The organism is Methylomonas sp. EFPC3 (genome assembly GCF_029643245.1).
Lineage (GTDB): Bacteria > Pseudomonadota > Gammaproteobacteria > Methylococcales > Methylomonadaceae > Methylomonas > Methylomonas koyamae_B.
Genome location: NZ_CP116398.1, coordinates 586,678 through 605,832, shown reverse-complemented (window position 1 = coordinate 605,832; position 19,155 = coordinate 586,678). Strand labels below are relative to the sequence as shown.

22 protein-coding genes and 2 tRNA genes are annotated in these 19,155 nt (G+C 55.5%); 15 read left to right on the top strand and 9 right to left on the bottom strand.

Annotated features, from left to right (window positions below):
* Positions 1 to 5 precede the first annotated feature (5 nt).
* From nusA to PL263_RS02715, 4 genes are all read right to left on the bottom strand, one after another.
* Positions 6 to 1,517, bottom strand: a complete 1,512-nt coding sequence (gene nusA, locus PL263_RS02730; protein WP_140912600.1) for a transcription termination factor NusA — start codon at positions 1,515 to 1,517, stop codon at positions 6 to 8.
* Positions 1,507 to 1,992, bottom strand: coding sequence for a ribosome maturation factor RimP (gene rimP, locus PL263_RS02725; RefSeq protein WP_140912599.1), 486 nt, complete (start codon positions 1,990 to 1,992; stop codon positions 1,507 to 1,509). The genes nusA and rimP overlap by 11 nt, the downstream gene beginning before the upstream one ends.
* Positions 1,993 to 2,139: 147 nt before the next feature.
* Positions 2,140 to 2,215, bottom strand: a tRNA-Phe gene (locus PL263_RS02720).
* 22 nt (positions 2,216 to 2,237) lie between these two features.
* A tRNA-Phe gene (locus PL263_RS02715) sits at positions 2,238 to 2,313 on the bottom strand.
* Positions 2,314 to 2,521: 208 nt separating this feature from the next.
* Between PL263_RS02715 and PL263_RS02710 the strand changes: the two genes are divergently transcribed.
* Positions 2,522 to 3,343 carry an HAD-IIA family hydrolase gene (locus PL263_RS02710; protein WP_278211589.1) on the top strand — a complete coding sequence of 274 codons (822 nt, stop codon included), beginning with the start codon at positions 2,522 to 2,524 and terminating at the stop codon, positions 3,341 to 3,343.
* Positions 3,344 to 3,370: 27 nt separating this feature from the next.
* On the top strand, positions 3,371 to 4,357 hold the full coding sequence (gene dhaK, locus PL263_RS02705) for a dihydroxyacetone kinase subunit DhaK (RefSeq protein WP_140912597.1): 987 nt from the start codon (positions 3,371 to 3,373) through the stop codon (positions 4,355 to 4,357).
* A gap of 17 nt (positions 4,358 to 4,374) precedes the next feature.
* Here the strand turns inward: dhaK and dhaL are convergent, their stop codons facing one another.
* On the bottom strand, positions 4,375 to 5,013 hold the full coding sequence (dhaL, locus tag PL263_RS02700) for a dihydroxyacetone kinase subunit DhaL (protein WP_278211588.1): 639 nt from the start codon (positions 5,011 to 5,013) through the stop codon (positions 4,375 to 4,377).
* 171 nt (positions 5,014 to 5,184) lie between these two features.
* The gene (locus tag PL263_RS02695; RefSeq protein ID WP_278211587.1) at positions 5,185 to 5,712 is read right to left on the bottom strand and encodes a hypothetical protein; all 528 of its coding nucleotides are present in this window, start codon (positions 5,710 to 5,712) and stop codon (positions 5,185 to 5,187) included.
* A gap of 261 nt (positions 5,713 to 5,973) precedes the next feature.
* Here PL263_RS02695 and PL263_RS02690 point away from each other — a divergent pair, with 261 nt between their 5' ends.
* The 10 genes from PL263_RS02690 to cpdA all read left to right on the top strand — a co-directional run bounded on the left by PL263_RS02690 (position 5,974) and on the right by cpdA (position 14,821).
* Positions 5,974 to 7,146 carry an acetylornithine transaminase gene (locus PL263_RS02690; RefSeq protein WP_278211586.1) on the top strand — a complete coding sequence of 391 codons (1,173 nt, stop codon included), beginning with the start codon at positions 5,974 to 5,976 and terminating at the stop codon, positions 7,144 to 7,146.
* Between the two features lie 6 nt (positions 7,147 to 7,152).
* Entirely contained in the window at positions 7,153 to 8,052 is a 900-nt protein-coding gene (gene argF / locus PL263_RS02685; protein WP_278211585.1) for an ornithine carbamoyltransferase, read from the top strand.
* A 49-nt stretch (positions 8,053 to 8,101) separates the two neighbouring features.
* Complete coding sequence (locus PL263_RS02680) at positions 8,102 to 8,740, top strand: TIGR04211 family SH3 domain-containing protein (RefSeq protein ID WP_278211584.1); 639 nt, start codon at positions 8,102 to 8,104, stop codon at positions 8,738 to 8,740.
* Between the two features lie 96 nt (positions 8,741 to 8,836).
* On the top strand, positions 8,837 to 10,687 hold the full coding sequence (gene ilvD / locus PL263_RS02675) for a dihydroxy-acid dehydratase (RefSeq protein WP_278211583.1): 1,851 nt from the start codon (positions 8,837 to 8,839) through the stop codon (positions 10,685 to 10,687).
* A 126-nt stretch (positions 10,688 to 10,813) separates the two neighbouring features.
* Positions 10,814 to 11,077, top strand: a complete 264-nt coding sequence (locus PL263_RS02670) for a hypothetical protein (RefSeq protein ID WP_278211582.1) — start codon at positions 10,814 to 10,816, stop codon at positions 11,075 to 11,077.
* 2 nt (positions 11,078 to 11,079) lie between these two features.
* Positions 11,080 to 11,295, top strand: coding sequence for a hypothetical protein (locus PL263_RS02665; protein ID WP_278211581.1), 216 nt, complete (start codon positions 11,080 to 11,082; stop codon positions 11,293 to 11,295).
* A 31-nt stretch (positions 11,296 to 11,326) separates the two neighbouring features.
* Positions 11,327 to 12,154 carry an ATP-binding protein gene (locus PL263_RS02660; protein WP_278211580.1) on the top strand — a complete coding sequence of 276 codons (828 nt, stop codon included), beginning with the start codon at positions 11,327 to 11,329 and terminating at the stop codon, positions 12,152 to 12,154.
* A gap of 74 nt (positions 12,155 to 12,228) precedes the next feature.
* Positions 12,229 to 13,545, top strand: a complete 1,317-nt coding sequence (gene argA / locus PL263_RS02655; protein WP_278211579.1) for an amino-acid N-acetyltransferase — start codon at positions 12,229 to 12,231, stop codon at positions 13,543 to 13,545.
* Positions 13,546 to 13,576: 31 nt separating this feature from the next.
* Positions 13,577 to 14,029 carry a GDP-mannose mannosyl hydrolase gene (locus tag PL263_RS02650; protein ID WP_278211578.1) on the top strand — a complete coding sequence of 151 codons (453 nt, stop codon included), beginning with the start codon at positions 13,577 to 13,579 and terminating at the stop codon, positions 14,027 to 14,029.
* 3 nt (positions 14,030 to 14,032) lie between these two features.
* On the top strand, positions 14,033 to 14,821 hold the full coding sequence (gene cpdA / locus PL263_RS02645; RefSeq protein WP_278211577.1) for a 3',5'-cyclic-AMP phosphodiesterase: 789 nt from the start codon (positions 14,033 to 14,035) through the stop codon (positions 14,819 to 14,821).
* On the opposite strand, the gene rppH is transcribed toward cpdA, so the two are convergent.
* Positions 14,818 to 15,345: an RNA pyrophosphohydrolase gene (rppH, locus tag PL263_RS02640; RefSeq protein ID WP_140912585.1), complete on the bottom strand. Its 528-nt coding sequence runs from the start codon at positions 15,343 to 15,345 to the stop codon at positions 14,818 to 14,820. The two genes, cpdA and rppH, sit on opposite strands and share 4 nt — an antisense overlap.
* A 153-nt stretch (positions 15,346 to 15,498) precedes the next feature.
* On the opposite strand from rppH, the gene PL263_RS02635 reads away from it, so the two are divergent.
* Positions 15,499 to 16,152 carry an HAD family hydrolase gene (locus tag PL263_RS02635; protein ID WP_278211576.1) on the top strand — a complete coding sequence of 218 codons (654 nt, stop codon included), beginning with the start codon at positions 15,499 to 15,501 and terminating at the stop codon, positions 16,150 to 16,152.
* A gap of 5 nt (positions 16,153 to 16,157) precedes the next feature.
* On the opposite strand, the gene PL263_RS02630 is transcribed toward PL263_RS02635, so the two are convergent.
* Entirely contained in the window at positions 16,158 to 16,388 is a 231-nt protein-coding gene (locus PL263_RS02630) for a sulfurtransferase TusA family protein (protein ID WP_140912583.1), read from the bottom strand.
* Positions 16,389 to 16,462: 74 nt separating this feature from the next.
* On the opposite strand from PL263_RS02630, the gene cysG reads away from it, so the two are divergent.
* Both cysG and PL263_RS02620 read left to right on the top strand, forming a co-directional pair.
* Positions 16,463 to 17,851 carry a siroheme synthase CysG gene (gene cysG, locus PL263_RS02625; RefSeq protein ID WP_278211575.1) on the top strand — a complete coding sequence of 463 codons (1,389 nt, stop codon included), beginning with the start codon at positions 16,463 to 16,465 and terminating at the stop codon, positions 17,849 to 17,851.
* Positions 17,852 to 18,061: 210 nt separating this feature from the next.
* Positions 18,062 to 18,397: a cytochrome c gene (locus tag PL263_RS02620; RefSeq protein ID WP_140912581.1), complete on the top strand. Its 336-nt coding sequence runs from the start codon at positions 18,062 to 18,064 to the stop codon at positions 18,395 to 18,397.
* 78 nt (positions 18,398 to 18,475) lie between these two features.
* Here the strand turns inward: PL263_RS02620 and PL263_RS02615 are convergent, their stop codons facing one another.
* Positions 18,476 to 19,084, bottom strand: a complete 609-nt coding sequence (locus PL263_RS02615; protein ID WP_278211574.1) for a hypothetical protein — start codon at positions 19,082 to 19,084, stop codon at positions 18,476 to 18,478.
* Between the last annotated feature and the right edge of the window lie 71 nt (positions 19,085 to 19,155).

The window sequence follows — 19,155 nt, the reverse complement described above, 5'->3', positions numbered from 1 at the left end:
CGGCCTCAGCCCTTATCCTCTGCGAACCAAGACTCGCGGGCTTTCATGATTAGTTTACCAGCACGCTCTTCGGTCATTCCGGTAAATTCGATAATATCATCGATGGCCTGCTCCGCCAGATCGTCCAAAGTCACGATACCTTTGGCAGCCATTTCCCTGGCCAACTCAGCGCTCATTCCTTCCATGGCCAGCAGCTCCGGACTGGGTTCGGCGGTTTCGATCTTTTCTTCCGAGACAATCGCGCTGATTAACAACGCGTCTTTGGCCCGACTGCGCAGGGCTTCGACCAATTCTTCGTCGAAGCCTTCGATTTCCAGCATTTCGTCGACCGGAATGTAAGCGATTTCCTCGATATTATTCAAACCGACATCGACCAGGACGTCGGCGATTTCTTCATCCACATCCAACAGTTCCATGAACTGTTGCTTGGCTTTCGCCGCAGCTTCGTCGTGGCTCTTGCCGACCTGGGCTGCGTCGAGAATATTCAATTCCCACCCGGTCAGCTCGGTAGCCAGCCTGACGTTTTGGCCGCCGCGGCCGATCGCCTGCGACAGACTGTCGGTCGCCACCGCCACATCCATGCTGTGTTTATCTTCGTCGACCACGATCGATTGGATTTCAGCCGGCGACATGGCGTTAATCACGAACTGCGCGTCGTTGGCATTCCACAAAATAATGTCCACCCGTTCGCCCGCCAGTTCGTTGGAAATGGCCTGGACCCGCGAACCGCGCATACCGACACAAGCACCGACCGGGTCCAATCGCGGATCGTTGGCTCTGACCGCGATTTTTGCCCGCGACCCCGGATCGCGGGCCGCAGCCAATATGTCGATCAAACCTTCACCCACTTCCGGCACTTCCAGACGGAACAGTGCAATCAGCAACTCCGGCGCGGTACGACTGACAAACAGTTGCGGCCCGCGCGGCTCGGAGCGAACCGCTTTCAAATAGCCGCGCACCCGGTCGCCCATCCGCACCGGCTCCTTCGGAATCATATCTTCCCGGGCGATATAAGCCTCGACGTGCCCGCCAAGGTCCAGGTACACGCTGCCTTTTTCCAGCCGTTTGACGACACCAGTCACCAATTCGCCGACTCGGTCTTGGTATGCCTCGACGATTTTCTTGCGTTCCGCTTCGCGCACTTTCTGAATGATCACCTGCTTGGCGGTTTGCGCGGCAATCCGGCAAAATGCAACTGACTCGATCTCTTCTTCGACATAGTCGCCGACTTGCACCTCGGGATTATCCAACTGCGCAGCTTCCAACAGAATTTGCCAGCCGGGATGCTCGACATCGCCGTTGATTTCCGGATTGGCGTCGACAACCTGCCAGCGGCGGTAGGTCAGATAATCCCCGGTATGGCGATTAACTGCCACCCGAACTTTGACCGGATTTTCGTAACGTTTGACAGTGGCCGCTTCCAAGGCCGATTCGATCGCCTGAAAGATAATTTCCTTATCGATTTCTTTTTCGTTGGCAAAAACATCCGCCACCAACAGAATTTCTTTATTCGCCACTGCGACCTCCTTTATTAAAATCGTAATCCGGCGCCAAGCGCGCCTTGCTCATTGCCTGAAACGGCACGCTGAATAATTTTTCGCCTTCTTGAATCACAACCGTCTCGCCATCGACGCTTTTGATTTCGCCAGTAAGCTTGCGGCGCTTATCGATGGGTTTAAACAAACTGATATTGACTTTGCTGCCGATAAAACGCTGAAACTGGCTCAGCTTGAAAAACGGCCGGTCGGCACCGGGCGAAGACACTTCCAACTGGTATTCGCCGGGAATCGGATCTTCGACGTCGAGCATCCCGCTCAACTGGTGACTGACTTTGGTACAGTCGTCCAACAAAATACCCTGTTCGTTGTCGATATAAACGCGCAGCATGCCATGCGAGGGATGCGGGTTATATTCGATGCCAACGCATTCGTAACCCAGTCCTTCTACGATGGGCTCGATCAAATCCACCAAGTGTTCCGGAGCCTGTTTCATTGCCGTCTTGCCTTTTCAAACCCAAAAAAAAAGAGCCTCAGGCTCTTCCATAAACGTTAAACACTGCCATGGGATTCCAATTTCGAAAGCCCACAAAACAAAAAACCCCATAAAGGGGCTTTCGGTTTCTCAAACCACGCTTAGGAATGGTGCCCAAGGACAGAATCGAACTGTCGACACGAGGATTTTCAGTCCTCTGCTCTACCGACTGAGCTACCTGGGCTACGGCCTATCCAAAAAATCTGTGGTGCCCAAGGACAGAATCGAACTGTCGACACGAGGATTTTCAGTCCTCTGCTCTACCGACTGAGCTACCTGGGCGGCGCTAAGAGCCGTGCATTAAACTAGGTTATCCGGATTTAGTCAAGCAAAAAACACAGATACCGCCACGAACTGGACAGCAAGCGGTTTTTTATGCAATTCTTCGCCGCCTGTTGGCCGGCCACTGAAAGGTCCGGCTTCGCTCGGTTTCAGCCGATTTTACGACAGGCATTTGCCCATTCGCCAACTTCGACCATCAAATCCAGTTATGCAAGAATTCAATGACGTCCGCGGCTTAATCATCGACATGGACGGCGTGCTGTGGCATGGCGACCGCCCGCAGGCCGGGATTGTCGAATTCTTCCAGACCCTGAGAGACAGGCGCCTGCGGTTCGTACTTGCCACCAATAACGCCAGCATGACCGCCGACCAGTACGTCGCCAAACTGGCCGGCATGAGCGTCGAAGTCGAATTGAACGAAATTCTGACCTCCGGCATGGCCACCGCACTTTATCTGGCACAGCACTACCCGCCGCAGGCGACCCGCGTATTCGTGATCGGCGGCATCGGCGCCCGCCAACCACTATTGGACTTGGGCTTTACCCTAACCGGACTCTACGAAACCGAACCGGAAACGCGCGCTCAATTGGTAGTTTGCGGCATGGACCGCGAGTTGAGCTGGGACAAACTCGCCACCGCGACCTTGAACCTACGTGCCGGCGCCCACTTCATCGGCACCAACGGCGACATGTCGCTACCCACCGAGCGCGGCGAAACCCACGGCAACGGTGCGATTCTGGCCGCATTGACCGCCACGACCGGCGTCAAGCCGATGATCATCGGCAAACCGGAACCGATCATCTATCGCCAGGCGCTTGGCTTGCTGAACACGCCCCCCGAACAGACCATCGCCATCGGCGACCGCCTGGACACCGACATTCTCGGCGCAGTGCGTACCGGCATCCGCAGCCTGATGGTGCTGAGCGGCGTTTCCAGCCAGGCCGATGTCGACGTCGCCGACTTCGGCCCGACCTGGATTGTGCCGGATATTCGCGACATCACCCAAATGTTACTCGACTTACCGGCCTGACCCTTTTTCCATTCGCGGGGACACTTCATGAAAAAATTCATCGACGATCCGAATAGCTTGCTGGACACCAGTCTGCAAGGGTTTGCAAAAGCTCACGCCGACATCCTGGAATTGAATCCGGAACCGCGCTTTGTCTACCGCAAGCAACGAAAATCCGGCAAGGTGGCGCTAATCTCCGGCGGCGGCTCCGGCCACGAACCGCTGCACAGCGGCTTCGTCGGCTTCGGCATGCTTGACGCCGCTTGCCCGGGCCAAGTCTTCACCTCGCCAACCCCCGACCAAATGATCGCCGCGGCAGAGACCGTCGACGGCGGAGCCGGCATATTGTTTATCGTCAAAAATTACGCCGGCGACGTGATGAACTTCGAAATGGCCGGCGAAATGCTGGCCTTGCCGAATGCCAGCGTGTTGGTCAACGACGATATTTCGCTGCCGAAATCGCATAGCATCGGCCGGCGCGGCGTCGCCGGCACCACCATTATTGAAAAAATCGTCGGTGCCGCGGCCGAAGCCGGTGCTGACCTCGCTACTTGCAAAGCACTGGGCGAGCGCGTCAATCAAACGACCGCATCGCTCGGGGTAGCGCTGACCAGCTGCACCGTGCCCGCACTGGGCCACCCGACTTTCGCGCTCAATGAAGACGAAATGGAATACGGCGTCGGCATCCACGGCGAACGTGGCCGGGAAACCGTCAAACTAGCCAGGGCTAGCGAAATCGTTGCCCAATTGTCCGAACATATCGCAGACGAACTGCCGATCTCACCCGGTCAAAACGCCTTACTGCATGTGAATGGTTTCGGCGCAACGCCATTGATAGAGCTACATTCGATTTACGAGCTGGCTTGGCAGCAATTCAACCGGCGCGGGATACGGATTCAACGCTCACTCGTCGGCAACTTCACCACTTCGCTGGATATGGCCGGCTGTTCGCTAACCCTGACATTGCTTGACGACGAGTTACTGCGCTACTGGGATGCACCGGTGAATACCGCGGCGTTGCGCTGGGGCTGTTAGCGCGGCCGCGACCGGATTTAAGCGACCACAAAATCCAGCACGTCGGCGATCGCAGAGATCATCAACTGCGCGGTCTTGGCACCAGCGTCGACATGGCCTTTGCTGCGCTCGCCCAAAAACGACGCCCTGCCCTTGGTTGCGACCATATCCCGCGTCGCTTCAGCCCCTTCCGCCGCGACTTGGCGCAAACGCGCCAAAATCGTCGGCAGCGCACTGTTCGCCGCCGCCTCTGCCCGCAAAGCCTGAGCGGCCGGCACCAATACGTCGAGCATGGTTTTCTCGCCGACATCCGCCTTGCCGCGCTGTTTGACCGCTTCCACCGCCAGCAACAAAGCTTCAGAGAATCCCCGGAGATCCAGGGATTTACCCTGACTGCTCTTCGCCAAACCGATAAACAAGGTGGCGTACAAAGATCCGGAGGCGCCGCCAACGGCGGACATTACCGTCATACCTATCTTTTGCCAGGCCGCCGGCCAATCCAAGGTTGCAATGTCATCGGCATGTTGCTGTAAAGCCAGCAAACCGCGCTGCAAATTGAAAACATGGTCGCCGTCGCCTATCGCCTGATCCAATTCGGTAACCGCATCGGCATTGGCGTCGATCGCGGCGATCAAGGCCCGGATCAGCTCCGGAAATATTACGGGGGTAATCGGCATACCGCCTCCTGCATATTGATAAAGCGGTCGAGCATAGCCAAAGCAGCGCCAGTCTGTCCAGCAGTTGGAAACCGCCCTATCTTGTTCTGCAGTGCGGAGCAATTGGCGAGGAATAACGTCTTGGTTAAGCGCCGAATAGATTCAGGCAGCAACAGCGGCCCCGGATTTCAATCAGCTCTCTTCAGGTCCCGCCTCGTTATCTACGGAATCTAAGGACAACAGCAACTCGCTTTCCTCCAACGGAACAGTGAATCGGTATTTCTCCTGCAGATAATCGTGCAACCAAGCATCGGTATCGGTCCGTTTTTGCGGCAGAGCTTCGTTCATTTGCAATAACCGTTGCCGCACCGCATGCCGCGGCAACAATAACAGTTCGATATCGGCCATCGATACGAATTTTTCCGGCTCGGGATTGCGGCCGTTGAAGATTTTAAACAACTGGTGTTTTTTTAAGCCCAAATGGGTATTCAGTTCGTTTTTAAACTCGATGAACAGCGGCAACAAATCGCTACCAACACAAGCGTCGTCATGGAGCTTGTGCAAGCGATTCAATAAATGATAAACGGCAAAGCGGTACAACTCCGACTCGCGCACCAATAGTCTCGCGGCAGTCGAACGCACTGCAATCCGGTCGGAATTATTCAGCCTTATCGAAACGATGTGTTTTTTATCGTCTATCAGATGCTCGTTCTCGCTCAACGCAAATCCCTTGAAAGTTAACCCCAAGCCGGCCGAAACGGCTGTAAATGGCGGAACTCTACTGCATCAATATTACAAATTTATAACAATGCCGGCCGCTTGCCCGGCAAGAGTTTGTTTTAAAACTGCCGGACGCGAATCCGGCCCAAAAAATGCCCAGGCAACCGAAACTATTGTTTGCTTCGACAGCTATTAAAAAATATAATCGCGCGCTTTTTTCAAGCGAACTGCGTTTTTCAAAACACCTTCAGAGCCTTGCTAATGACCAGCCATATCATGCCCACTTACGCCCGCCAGTCGGTCACTTTTTCGCGCGGAGAAGGCGCGTGGTTGTGGGACAGCGAAGGGCGACGCTATCTGGACGCAGTGGCCGGTATCGCCGTTTGCAGCCTGGGCCACGCCCATCCCGCAGTCCACGAAGCCGTATGCCGGCAAAGCAAGACCCTGTTGCATACGTCCAATTTGTACGGCGTGGAATTACAGGCGCAATTGGCCGACCGTTTGATCGCACTGAGCGGTATGGACAATGTGTTTTTCGCCAACTCCGGCGCCGAGGCCAACGAAGCCGCCATCAAGATTGCCCGCAAGTACGGTCATCAACGCGGCATCGACAATCCGGTAGTGATAACCATGGAAAAAAGCTTCCACGGCCGTACCATGGGCACCTTGAGCGCGACCGGCAACAGCAAGATCAAACAAGGTTTTGCACCGTTATTGGCCGGCTTCAGCCATGTACCGTACAACGATATTCCGGCGCTGGAAGCCACCATCGCAGCGGACAGCAACATCGTGGCGATCATGGCGGAACCGGTACAAGGCGAAGGCGGTGTCAACATCCCGGCCGCCGACTATCTGAACCGGATTCGCGAGCTGTGCGACCGCCATAACTTGCTGATGATATTGGATGAAATCCAGACCGGCGTCGGCCGTACCGGAAAATTTCTGGCTTATCAACACAACGCTATTTTGCCCGACGTCTGCACCATGGCGAAGGCCTTGGGCAACGGCGTGCCGATCGGCGCCTGCCTGGCACGCGGCCAAGCGGCCGAAGTACTGACAGCCGGCAACCACGGCTCGACCTTCGGCGGCAACCCGTTGGCGTGTAGCGCTGCCCTGGCAGTACTGGAAACCTTGACCGGCTCCGGCTTGATCGAACAAGCGGCCGAAAAAGGCGAAAAAATCCAGACAGCGTTGAAACTGGCCCTGGCCGGCAATCCGCACATCGTCTCGATCCGCAACAAAGGCTTGATGATTGGCGTCGAACTGGACCGGCCCTGCGGTGAACTGGTCGGCATTGCCTTGGCCCACGGCCTGCTGATCAACGTCACGGCCGACAACACCATCCGTTTATTGCCGCCGTTGATTATCGACGACGCCCAAATTACGACGCTGACCGAAACTTTGGCGGCGCTCATTCAGGACTTTAGCAGGTAAATCGCCATGCAACCCAGACACTTCATCAGCCTGCTGGACTTAACCAGCGCCGAGCTCCATGCCTTGATTCTTCGCGCCATGGAGCTGAAACGCCATCGCGATCCCAACTATCAACCGCTGAAAGGCAAAGTGCTGGCGATGATTTTCGAAAAATCCTCGACCCGGACCCGAATCTCGTTCGAAGCCGGCATGGCCCAGTTCGGCGGCACCGCGCTGTTTTTGTCGCCGCGCGACACCCAACTCGGCCGCGGCGAACCGCTGGAAGACAGCGCGAAAGTGATTTCCAGCATGGTGGACTGCATCATGCTGCGCACCCACAAACACGAGACCGTCACTACTTTCGCCCAGCACTCGCGGGTTCCGGTGATCAACGGCCTCACCGATTTGAAACACCCCTGCCAATTGCTGGCGGATATGCAGACCTATTTCGAGTTTCGCGGCGACATCGCCGGCAAGACGGTAGCCTGGATCGGCGACGGCAACAATATGTGCCACTCTTACATCAACGCCGCCCGCCAGTTCGACTTTAAACTGAATATCGCCTGCCCGGTCGATTACCGCCCGCTGCAAAGCATCGTCGATCCGGCCGGCGAGCGGGTCGCGTTCTTCAATACACCGGAACAGGCCGCGCATCAGGCCGACTTGGTCGTCACCGACGTCTGGGCCAGTATGGGCCAGGAAGAGGAGCAAAAGAAACGCGAATTCGTGTTCAAAGACTTCCAGGTCAACGCCGCCACCATGGCTGCCGCCAAACCCGACGCACTGTTCATGCATTGCCTGCCGGCGCACCGCGGCGAAGAAGTCACCGCCGACGTGATCGACGGCCCGCAAAGTGTGGTTTTTCCGGAAGCGGAGAACCGTCTGCACGCTCAGAAAGCGTTGCTGGAATTTCTCATCTGTCGATAATTTCGCTAGAATCGACGCTTTATTCAAAAGCCGACCGACGAGTGATACCGTGAAAAAGTCCTTTATTTGCTTCTTTGCCTGTCTGTTTTTCACCAATATCGCGGCAGCCAGAACGGCCTATGTCACAGATAAAGTCGAAGTCCCTTTACGTAGCGGCGAAAGCGAGCGCACCAAAATCGTGAAGATGCTGGAAAACGGCGCGCCGGTTACGGTATTGGGCGACAATACCGAAAACGGTTACACCTATATCCAGACTGGTAGTGGCGCCGAAGGCTTTATCCTCAGCCGCTATCTGACCGGCGAACCCAGCGCCCGCAACCAACTCGAAGCCGTGAACAAAAAGCTGGAAGCCTTGTCGGAAGAAAACAAGCAACTGAAAGCTTCTCAGGCCGGCAGCCAGGAAATCGGCAAGGAACGCGACAAGCTCAGTGCCGAACTCAGCGAATTGCAGCAAACCGCCGCTAACGCGATCCAATTGAAGCAGCAACGGGACCAGTTGCAGGAACGCGTCATCGCAGTCGAACGGGAACTACAGCAATTGAAACGGGAAAATCTGGCCTTGACTGACAACACCAACCAGGACTGGTTTCTGTACGGCGGCGGCCTGTCCTTGTTCGGCGTACTGCTTGGCTTCATCCTGCCGAAATTGAGTTGGCGCCGCCGCTCCAGCGGTTGGGATACCTTCTAGTTTTTTATTACTTAGCCGTGCGATAAACTCGCGGCTGATACACCTTCCCCGGCGGCCGTTTACAATGGCCGCTTTCTGCTTTAAGTAGGAATCACCATGCCTGCATACCGTTCATATACCACCACCCAAGGCCGCAACATGGCAGGCGCCCGCGCATTGTGGCGCGCCACCGGCATGAAAGAAGGCGACTTCAACAAACCGATCATTGCCGTCGCCAACTCTTTCACCCAATTCGTGCCGGGCCACGTACACTTGAAAGACTTGGGCCAATTGGTCGCCCGCGAGATAGAACAAGCCGGCGGCGTCGCCAAGGAATTCAATACCATCGCCGTTGACGACGGCATCGCGATGGGCCACGACGGCATGCTCTACAGCCTGCCCAGTCGAGATTTGATCGCCGACAGCGTCGAATACATGGTCAACGCCCATTGCGCCGATGCACTGGTCTGCATTTCCAACTGCGACAAAATCACCCCCGGCATGTTGATGGCGGCGATGCGCCTGAACATTCCGGTAATCTTCGTCTCCGGCGGCCCGATGGAAGCCGGCAAAGTCCGCTTGGCCGAAGGCGCGGACATCAAAAAACTGGATTTGATCGATGCCATGGTGATGGCAGCCGACAGTAAAGTCTCCGACAGCGATTTGGCAGCGGTCGAGCGCTCGGCCTGCCCGACCTGCGGCTCCTGCTCCGGCATGTTCACCGCGAACTCGATGAACTGCCTGACCGAAGCGCTGGGTCTGTCCTTACCGGGTAACGGCACCGTGGTCGCCACCCACGCCGACCGCGAGCAATTGTTCAAGCAAGCCGGCCACCGCATCGTCGAACTGGCCAAACAATACTACGAACAAAACGACGAATCGGTGCTGCCGCGCGCGGTCGGCTTCAAAGCCTTCGAAAACGCCATCGCGCTGGATATTGCAATGGGCGGTTCGACCAACACCATTTTGCACTTACTGGCGATTGCCCTGGAAGCCGGTATCGATTTCACAATGGCCGACATCGACCGTATGTCGCGCGTGGTGCCGCAGCTGTGCAAAGTCGCGCCGAATACCAACAAATACCACATCGAAGACGTCCATCGCGCCGGCGGCATCATGGCGATACTGGCCGAGCTGAACCGGGCCGGTAAATTGCACACCGACGTACCGACCGTTCACGCCAAAACTCTGGGCGAGGCCCTGGCGCAATGGGACGTGATGAACAACCCCAGTGAATCGGTAAAAACCTTTTACATGGCCGGCCCCGGCGGTATCCCAACGCAAGTTGCTTTCAGCCAAAACGCGCGCTGGCCCAGCTTGGACCTGGACCGTGCCGAGGGCTGCATTCGCTCGTTCGAGCATGCCTTCAGCCAAGAAGGCGGTCTGGCAGTACTGCACGGCAACATCGCGTTGGACGGCTGCGTGGTCAAAACCGCCGGTGTCGACGACAGCCTTTTGGTATTCGAAGGCAGCGCCCATGTAGTCGAGTCGCAGGACGAGGCCGTGGAAAACATCCTGGCCGATAAAGTCAAAGCCGGCGACGTGGTCGTCGTCCGCTACGAAGGTCCGCGCGGCGGGCCAGGTATGCAGGAAATGTTGTATCCGACCAGCTACATCAAATCCAAGGGCTTGGGTAAAGCCTGCGCACTGCTGACCGACGGCCGTTTCTCCGGCGGCACTTCGGGTCTGTCGATCGGCCATTGTTCGCCGGAGGCAGCGGCCGGCGGCGCGATCGGCTTGCTGAAAAACGGCGACCGCATCAGGATCGATATTCCCAACCGCTCGATCAACGTGTTGCTGTCCGACGAGGAGCTGGCGCAACGCCGGGCCGAACAGGACAAGCTGGGCTGGAAACCGGCCAAGCCGCGCCCGCGCAAAGTATCCGTCGCCTTGAAAGCCTACGCAGCCTTCGCTACCTCGGCCGATAAAGGTGCGGTCAGGGATTTGTCGAAGCTCGCAGCAGATTGAGCTCGCCAGACCGGGCCGGTACTGGCGATGGCCGGGTTTGAGACAGCTTACAGTTTCAAACCCGCGGTCGGCTTTCTGCAGGATTCCAGATAGCGACACCAGATCAAACCACGTTTGGACGATTCAATGCTCGCCTATTTTCGCAACACGCTTTATATCGCTATAACGCCCGAGTTAATCGAAATCACCCATGCCGAAACCGGACTTAAACTGGCCGAGCCGCCCTTACTGGCAATAGAGACTAAGCGGGGCCGGGATTCAATTGTTGCAGTGGGATCGATGGCAAAGCAGCTAACCAACAAGCCCAATATCCGCATCGAAAACGGCTTCCACCATCCCCGCACCCTGCTGGCGGATTTCGCCGTCGCCGAACGAACCCTGCGTTATTAGCCTTGCCGAAGCGCTTTTTCGTCGCCAGACCCCATGTAGTGCTGCATCCGCTGGTCATGCTGGAAGGCGGCTTGACTCAAATCGAAATTCGCGCCTTCGCCGAATTGGCCAGCATGGCCGGCGCATCCAAAGCCTACGTTTGGCAGGGGCCAAGGTTGACCACAGAACAATTAGGCAAACGTAGCTTTCCTGAAGATGGCCGGCTATTGTTTCCCTAACATACCCCCCATTCGAAATCGCCATTCCGACGTGAAACGTTTCTTACTGCTACTCCTGAACATCTGGAAACAAAAACTGAAAATCTACTTTCTGGCCGCCTGGATCGGCGCCGGAATGGGGATTTTTCTGCTGGCGCCCAGTTACGATTACATCAGTTCGCGCGAGCGCAACGCCGACCCGATTTCGTCGATCGAATTCGTCATCGGCCAGTTTACCGAGGTGATGACGGGGCAGATCAACCAGAATAATTTGATCCTGTTCTACGCCGAAATCGGCGCGCTCCTGGGTTTGCTGTCGCTCGGCTTTTACCAGATGCTGCATAAACGCCTGGTCGACCTGGATGCGTTGAAAGCCGAGCTGGAAAAAGACCTACCGACCATCATCCGCCAGGGCGAGGGGCCGTTGCTGGAATTCAAATCGACGTTGCGTTGGGATTTGCAGGAGCAGCGCGTCAATCGGACCCTGGAAGGCGTCGTGTTGAAAACGCTGGCCGGATTTTTCAACAGCCACATCGGCGGCACTTTATTGATCGGCGTCGCCGACAATGGCGAAATCGTCGGCCTGGAACCGGACTTTCAGACTTTGAAAAAATGCGATCAGGACGGTTTCGAACAAACCCTAATCACTGCGATCGCCGAGAATTTGGGAGCGGACCTGTGCCGCTTTGTGCATATCTTGTTTCACAAGATCGACCACAAAGACGTTTGCCGGGTCATCGTCTCGCCGGCCTTGCGGCCAGTGTTCCTCAACATCGGCAACACACCTAAATTTTTCGTCCGTACCGGCGGCGGTACCCGCGACCTGAACATCCAGGAAGCGCTGGAATATGTCGCCGGCCGCTGGAAATCTCTTAAGTAAAGGGGATTCCACGCCGGTAGCGGTATCATCGGCCGCCGGTTAAACTAGCCCAATACGAATCAACACTCTTGCCAATGGAACAACAGCCCACCTTCGTCACCTGGTTTAGAAATTCGTCGCCCTATATCCACGCCCACCGTAATCGCACCTTCGTGATTTTCTTCGGCGGCAATGCGGTCGGCGAAGCCGATTTCGACAATCTGATTCACGATTTCGCGTTGCTGAAAAGCCTGGGCGTCAGGCTGGTGCTGGTCTACGGTATCAGGGCCCAGATCGACGAACAATTGGCGGAACACGGCGATACGCCGAAATTCCACCACCACTTGCGCATCACCGACGCCACCACCTTGCAGTACGTCAAACAGGCGGCCGGCCTGGTTCGGGTCGAAATCGAAGCCTTGCTGTCGATGGGCGTTTCCGGTTCGCCGATGGCCGGCGCCCAAATCCGGGTCGCCTCCGGCAACTTCGTTACCGCAAAACCGCTCGGCGTGCTGGACGGCATCGACTACTGCTACACCGGCACGGTGCGCAAGATCGACGCCCAGGCCATTCATCAGCAATTGGACCAAAACAATGTGGTGCTGATTTCGCCGGTCGGCTATTCGCCTAGCGGCGAGGTGTTCAACCTGTCCGCCGAAGAAGTCGCCACCGAAGTAGCGATTGCGCTGCAGGCGGAGAAACTGATTTTATTGACCGAGCAAACCTGCGTCGACCCGGCTTCCGGCGCTGCACTGTTACAAGTGACTACCGACCAGGCCGCGGAATTGCTGAATAAAACTCCGGCACTGCCGGACGCCGTCGCCCGACCGTTAACGGCGGCTATGCAAAGCTGCCGCCGTGGCGTGCAGCGCGCCCATCTGATCAACCGCCATGTCGACGGCGCCTTGCTGCTGGAACTGTTTACCCGCGACGGCGTCGGCACCCTGGTTAGTTCCACCGCCTTCGAAACCATCCGCTCGGCGACGCTGGACGATATCGGCGGCATCATGGAGCTGATCAAACCGCTGGAAGCCCAGGGCATTCTGGTCAAACGTTCGCGGGAAAAACTGGAGATGGAAATCGGCGACTATATAGTTATCGAGCGCGACGGCCTGATTATCGGCTGCACCGCATTCCACGTCATGACCGATGCCGGCAGCGCCGAACTGGCCTGTCTGGCGGTTCATGGCGACTATCGCCAGGGTGGGCGTGGCGATAGCTTGCTGAATTACCTGGTCAGTCAGGCTCGAGCCCGCAACATTCGCCGCCTGTTCGTCCGTACCACCCAGACTTTGCATTGGTTCGTCGAACGCGGCTTCGTAGCCTGTGCGATCGAAGATTTGCCGGCGCCGATGCAGAGCGCCTACAACTACCAACGCAACTCCAAGCTGCTATATAAAGACGTAATTTAATTCAATCCGCTCATCTACCGAGGGACTCGCCATGCTCGCCAAACAGGACTTTCTCAACGTGGTCGATTTAACGCCGCTGGTATCGATCGATTTGATCGTCAGCTCCGCCGACGGCAAGATTCTGATGGGTCAACGCCTCAACCAGCCGGCCCAAGGTTATTGGTTCGTGCCGGGCGGCAGAATTTACAAATCGGAAACGCTGGAACAAGCGTTCCGGCGGATCACCGAAACCGAACTGGGCCAAGTTTACGAAATTGGCGACGGCCGCTTGCTTGGCGCCTTTACCCATTTATACGACACCAATTTTGCCGACGCACCGGGAATCAGTACCCACTACGTGGTGCTGGGCTACCAACTGAATATGGCGCTCGAGTCTGCGCAGCTGCCGCAGCAGCAACACAGCGCGTATCGCTGGATCGGCGCCGACGACGACTTAAGTCAAGTCCACCCGAACAGCCAGGCTTATCTGCCGTATCTGCGCTAAGCGATGTCGACGCTGAAAATTCTACAGTTGACCGACCTGCACATTCTGCCGCATGCCGGCGCTACTTTGCTGGGCGTAGACCCCGAATATTACTTCGCCCAAGTGCTGGACGCGGCTCATACGAGACACGGCAGCTTCGACCTGATCGTATTGACCGGCGACCTGGGCCAAGATCCGGGCCCGGACAGTTACCGGCGTATCGCCGACCGCTTGCAACGCTACGCCAGCCCCTGTCTGTTTCTGCCTGGCAATCACGACGATTGGCCGTTAATGCAAACCGAATTAAATCGGAGCCAACTAAGTTGCGGCAAACTCCGGCTATTTCCGCATTGGCAAATTATCGGATTGAACAGCCAAAAGCCCGGTTATCCTGGCGGTTATCTGGCTGACGCCGAATTGCTGTTTTTAAACGCGACCTTGGAAACTTGCAATTTGCCGGCCGTACTGGCGGTGCACCATCATTGCGTTGCCAGCGGCAGTCCGTGGATGGACACCATGATGATCGAGAACGGTGAGGAATTGCTGCAGATTGCGGCAAGATTCCCGCAGGTCAAAGCGATCACCTGCGGCCATTTGCACCAGGAAATGGCAAAGCACTATAGAGGTATTCAAATAGTGTCCGCACCGGCAACTTGCGTGCAGTTCAAGCCCGGCGCCACCGAATTCGAATTGGATGTTAAACCACCCGGCTACCGGGTGTTCGAATTGTACGACGACGGCACGTTGAAGACCGTCTGCTATAGAATCGATGCCGAACAGCCCGAGCTCCGGCTGGATTTGAAGAGCTACTAGCCGGCTTCCAATCTGCCAGACAAATAACTTTCGGCATTGACGCCGACATCGTTGGTAATTAGCAAAGCGCCCAACTCGTCCATGGCCTTACGATAAACGCGGCGTTTAAAGTAAACCACGTCCTTCAACGGATACCAGTACTCGACCCATTTCCAGCTATCGAATTCCTGTTTATGGCCGCAATCGAAACGCACCATCGACTCGTCCGTGTTTAAGCGCAAAATGAACCAAATTTGCTTTTGGCCTATACATAGCGGCGTGGAGTTCTTACGGATATAGCGGTCCGGTAACTTATAACGCAACCAGTATCGGGTTCTACCCAACAGTTGCACGTGTTCGGCGCGCAAACCGGTCTCCTCCCACAATTCCCGGTACATCGCGGTTTCCGGGTCCTCGTCGCCATCAATTCCGCCTTGCGGAAACTGCCACGAATTCGCGCCCTTGCGCTTGGCCCAAAACACACGACCCTCGTCATTGCAAAGGATAATCCCGACATTCGGCCGGTATCCTTTCGAGTCTATCATGTAAAAAACCTGTATCATTTGCCGCCCGATTGCTAATGCCGGAATGTTAAAATTAGCAGCGGTACGGCCATTAAAGTTAATGCCGCAATTGTTCCACAAATACTTGGCCGACGCTACCGGCCTTATCTTTTTCTTTACGACGACGGGTTTGCCGTGAGCTTAGCCATTTTCGATTTGGATAACACGCTGATCGCAGACGACAGCGACTTTTTATGGGGCCAGTTTTTGGTCGATCGCGGCATCGTCGACAAAGACCATTACGAACAAGCCAATAAAAAGTTTTACGAGGATTACAAACAAGGCACGCTGGACATCGTCGAATTTCTGCATTTCTCGTTGGCGCCGCTGGCGCAGCACGAGGCCAACCAGCTTTACCGTTGGCGGGAGGAATTCGTCGATAGCCTGATCAGGCCGATCATGTTGGATGCGGCACGGGAGCTGATCGACCGGCACCGCCAGGCCGGCGACACGCTGCTGGTGATCACCGCGACCAACCGTTTCGTGACCGAACCGATCGTGAAACTCTACGGCATCGACAACTTGCTGGCGACGACGCCCGAATTCAAAGACGGCCGCTACACCGGCAAATTCCAGGGCACGCCCTGCTTTCAACAAGGCAAAGTCGATCTGTTGCGGGATTGGTTGGCCGAATCGGCGGAAACGTTGGAGGGTTCATGCTTTTACAGCGATTCGCATAACGATCTGCCGCTGTTGAACTTGGTAGACCGTCCGGTCGCCGTCGATCCGGACGAAAAATTGAGGCAGGCTGCGGAGTTAGCCAATTGGCCTATCATCAGCCTGCGCTAAGCCCATTATTTTTTTTGGATGTAAAAGATCTGCCGGTCGGCATCCCGTAAATTGTGAACCAATTGGTGTCCTGCCTGATCGATATACACGCCGAAATCCAAATGAGCGGCCGGATCGGTGGCAATGACCTTGACCACCGAGCCGCTGTTGATTTCCATAATGGCTTTTTTCAGGCGCAACAGCGGCAGCGGACACTGTAAACCGCTGGCATCGACTTCCAAATCAAATTCAATCATATCGGTATTCGCTCAATCGCTAATTGACGGCACGTATCATAACATCAACCCCCAGACCCCGAAAATCAAGGACCATGGATTACTTTCCGCTATTTTTAAAACTCAAGGGCCAATCCTGCCTGATTGTTGGTGCCGGCGAAATCGCCAGCCGAAAAATTGAGCTATTGGCAAAAGCCGGAGCCAAAATTAGCGTAGTCGCGCCGGAAGTTAGCGACAGCGTCGCCGACATGGCAAACGCTGGCCTCGTAATGCTGACCCAAAAACCTTTCGCCGATAGCGACCTGGACGGCATGTGCCTAGTGGTTTCGGCCACCGACACCAGAAGCGTCAACGAAGCGGTGGCCCAAGCGGCAAATGCGCGTAACATACCGGTCAATGTGGTCGATAACCCGGACTTATGCAGCTTCATCTTTCCCGCTATCGTCGACCGCTCGCCCTTGACGGTCGCGGTCTCTTCCGGCGGCGTATCGCCGGTGTTGGCACGTTTGCTGCGATCCAAGGTGGAAACGGCTATTCCTGGCGCGTTCGGCCTGCTAGGGCAATTTGCCGAGGAGTTCCGGGCATTGGTCAAACAACGCCTACCGGATGCAGCTCGACGCCGAGTGTTCTGGGAAGACGCATTGCAAGGTAATATCGCCGAGCTGGTATTCTCCGGACGCCGCGACCAAGCCGGCGCCGAACTGCGCGCCAAACTCGATGCAGCCGAACAATCGCAAAACCGCGGCGAGGTCTATCTAATCGGTGCCGGACCAGGCGATCCTGACTTGCTGACCTTTCGCGCCTTAAGGTTGATGCAGCAGGCGGATGTGGTCGTCTACGACCGGCTGGTATCGAAAGAGATTCTGGAAATGGCCCGCCGCGACGCCGAAAAAATCTACGTCGGCAAGCAACGCAGCAACCACAGCCTGCCACAGGAATCAATCAACGAACTGCTCGCCAATCTAGCCCTATCCGGCAAACGTGTAGCCCGCTTGAAAGGCGGCGACCCGTTTATTTTCGGCCGCGGCGGCGAGGAAATCGAAACGCTGATGCAACAGGGCATTCAGTTTCAAGTGGTACCGGGCATTACCGCCGCGGCCGGCTGTGCCAGCTATGCCGGCATCCCGTTGACCCATCGCGACCACGCCCAATCCTGCACCTTTGTCACCGGCCACTTGAAAGACGGCAATATCAATCTGAACTGGAGCCAACTGGCGGCCCCCAATCAAACCATCGTGATCTATATGGGCTTGGTTGGACTGGAAACGATTTGCCAATCCCTGATCGAACATGGCTGCCCGGCCGACCAACCCATTGCGCTGATTCAGCAAGGTACCACCCGCCACCAACGGGTGATTACCGGAACTTTGAGCGATATGCCGAAAAAAGTGGAGAATGCCGATATCAAGCCGCCGACCTTAATTATTGTCGGTACCGTCGTACGTTTACGCGAACAATTGGAGTGGTTTCTACCCATTTGCTAGGCGATTGCGGGACAATTTCCCGATTTCAGCCAAATTTAAGCTTTGGTTGGAAAAATCAGGCCGCAAGCGGGCTAACGGCAGTGGTGAAACAGAAAATCGATTGAATTTTTTGCCAAAGTTCCCTATCCTTTACCCGCTTAACTTCCCTGTGAACTGCTTATTCAAAACAACAATACGCAGTTCTTTTTTTAAACACAACGAGAGAAGAAAATGAAAAAATCATTCGGTTTATTAGTAGGCGCAGCTCTTATCGCGATCAGCGGCCAAGTTGCAGCTAACGAAGCGGAAGAAATCGGCGCAAAAATTTACGAGCGTGCTTTCGGCCGTGGTTGCGGCGCTTGCCATGACATCTCTTCTAACCCACAACTGAAAGAACTGATCAAAGCGGGTAAACTGCCGAAAGACCAGTTCGCCAGCGTCCTGAAAAACGGCAAAAACGGCATGCCTAAAGCCACCGCAGCGATCATGGAAGTGGGTCCTGTCAAAAAAGCTGGTTATACCGAAGACCAAGCCATCGACGCAGTCTACGAATATTTGAAAAAATAATCGCAGTTCGACAGGCAAATAAAAAGCCGCTATCCGTAACGGATAGCGGCTTTTTTATCCGCCAAATAAAATAGCGGGTTAATCGCCTCTGCCAAGATAGGCTTGGCGACTTCGCTGATGCGTTAGACGGTAACGACCACGCAGCCAGACCCCGGCAATCGCCGCGATCATCAAACCGCAAGAGACGAAGGTCAGATAAACCAAATCCTTTACATCGTTCAATTCCTTGATCAAGGCCTGGTTCACTGCCGCGCCATCGGCTCTGGCCGGCGAATCGATCGAATAGGTCGTCAGGATTTTTACATCCCCTTTCAAATCGCGAATCGTATCCAAGGAATCGGCAACGCTGCCTTTTTTAATATTCTCTTCCAATGTCCGCAATTTGCTTTCGATTGAACCGCTCAATAAACCGAATAACTGCCCTTTCAAAGCACTAATTTCTGCAGATAGCGCCGGGTTCTGAGTCGCATAAACCGCAGACAAGGTCTGATGTTTTTGGATTTCGGTCAGCAAATTTTGTCTGGGCAACAATACAAACCCCAACACAAACACAACCGCCATCAACCCCATCACCAACAGCAGCAGCACGCGGTTGGCTTTTACCAATGCCTGATGCTGGTTTGCGGTCCGCAAATAGACAATCTCGCGCGTGTCGCTTATGACTTCATCCGGATTAATCTCAGGCATGTCGCTCATTATTGTTTTAGTCTTGCTAATCGGGAAGCGTCTCTGCCCGCCGACGTAGCCAAGTACTACGA